The sequence below is a fragment of the Cohnella sp. GbtcB17 genome (assembly GCF_019091135.1).
Lineage (GTDB): Bacteria > Bacillota > Bacilli > Paenibacillales > Paenibacillaceae > Cohnella.
On sequence record NZ_JAGXJW010000140.1, the window covers coordinates 1 to 1,587 of the forward strand.

Genomic DNA, 1,587 nt, shown 5'->3' on the forward strand with positions numbered 1-1,587 from the left:
CGGAGCCGCAGCGAAAGCGAGTCTGAATAGGGCGCTTTAGTACGTAGGCGTAGACCCGAAACCGGGTGATCTACCCCTGTGCAGGGTGAAGGTGAGGTAACACTTACTGGAGGCCCGAACTCGTGAGCGTTGAAAAGATCAGGGATGACGTGGGGGTAGGGGTGAAATTCCAATCGAACTCGGAGATAGCTGGTTCTCCCCGAAATAGCTTTAGGGCTAGCCTCGAGATGTAGCATCATGGAGGTAGAGCACTGATTGGGTGCGGGGCCCGCCAAGGGTTACCAAGTCCAGTCAAACTCCGAATGCCATGGATGTATGCTCGGGAGTCAGACGGCGAGTGCTAAGATCCGTCGTCAAGAGGGAAAGAGCCCAGATCATCAGCTAAGGTCCCCAAGTGTGTGTTAAGTGGGAAAGGATGTGGAGTTGCGAAGACAACCAGGATGTTGGCTTAGAAGCAGCCACCATTTAAAGAGTGCGTAATAGCTCACTGGTCGAGTGACTCTGCGCCGAAAATGTAACGGGGCTAAACACACCACCGAAGCTATGGCATGTACCTTAAGGTACTTGGGTAGGGGAGCGTTGAATGCGGGTTGAAGTCGGACCGAGAGGACCGGTGGACTGCATTCAAGTGAGAATGCCGGTATGAGTAACGAAAAGACAGGTGAGAATCCTGTCCGCCGAAAGCCTAAGGGTTCCTGAGGAAGGTTCGTCCGCTCAGGGTAAGTCGGGACCTAAGGCGAGGCCGAAAGGCGTAGTCGAAGGACAACAGGTTGAAATTCCTGTACCACCGTAATCCGTTATGAGCGATGGGGGGACGCAGGAGGGCAAGAACGCGAGCTGATGGAATAGCTCGTCCAAGCAGTGAGGGGTGTGTGTAGGCAAATCCGCACACTAATACCTTGAGCTGTGATGGGGAGGGAAAATTACAGTACCGAAGGTTCCGTGCTCACGCTGCCGAGAAAAGCCTCTAGCCAGGAGAAGGTGCCCGTACCGCAAACCGACACAGGTAGGCGAGAAGAGAATTCTAAGGCGCGCGGAAGAACTCTCGTTAAGGAACTCGGCAAAATGACCCCGTAACTTCGGGAGAAGGGGTGCCTCGGTAGGGTGAATAGCCCGAGGGGGCCGCAGTGAATAGGCCCAAGCGACTGTTTAGCAAAAACACAGGTCTGTGCGAAGCCGTAAGGCGAAGTATACGGGCTGACGCCTGCCCGGTGCTGGAAGGTTAAGGGGAGCGGTTAGGGGCAACCCGAAGCTGTGAACCGAAGCCCCAGTAAACGGCGGCCGTAACTATAACGGTCCTAAGGTAGCGAAATTCCTTGTCAGGTAAATTCTGACCCGCACGAATGGCGTAACGACTTGGGCGCTGTCTCAACGAGAGATCCGGTGAAATTTTAGTACCTGTGAAGATGCAGGTTACCCGCGACGTGACGGAAAGACCCCATGGAGCTTTACTGTAGCTTGATATTGAACTTGGGTACGGTCTGTACAGGATAGGTGGGAGCCTAAGAAGTTGGAGCGCAAGCTTCAATGGAGGCGCCGTTGGGATACCACCCTGATCGTATCTAGGTTCTAACCTGTCACCGTGAA

General features: G+C 54.2%; 1 rRNA gene. It reads left to right on the forward strand.

What is annotated here, in order from left to right:
- Positions 1–1,587: ribosomal RNA gene (locus KVT38_RS33325) — 23S ribosomal RNA — on the forward strand; the annotation flags it as partial.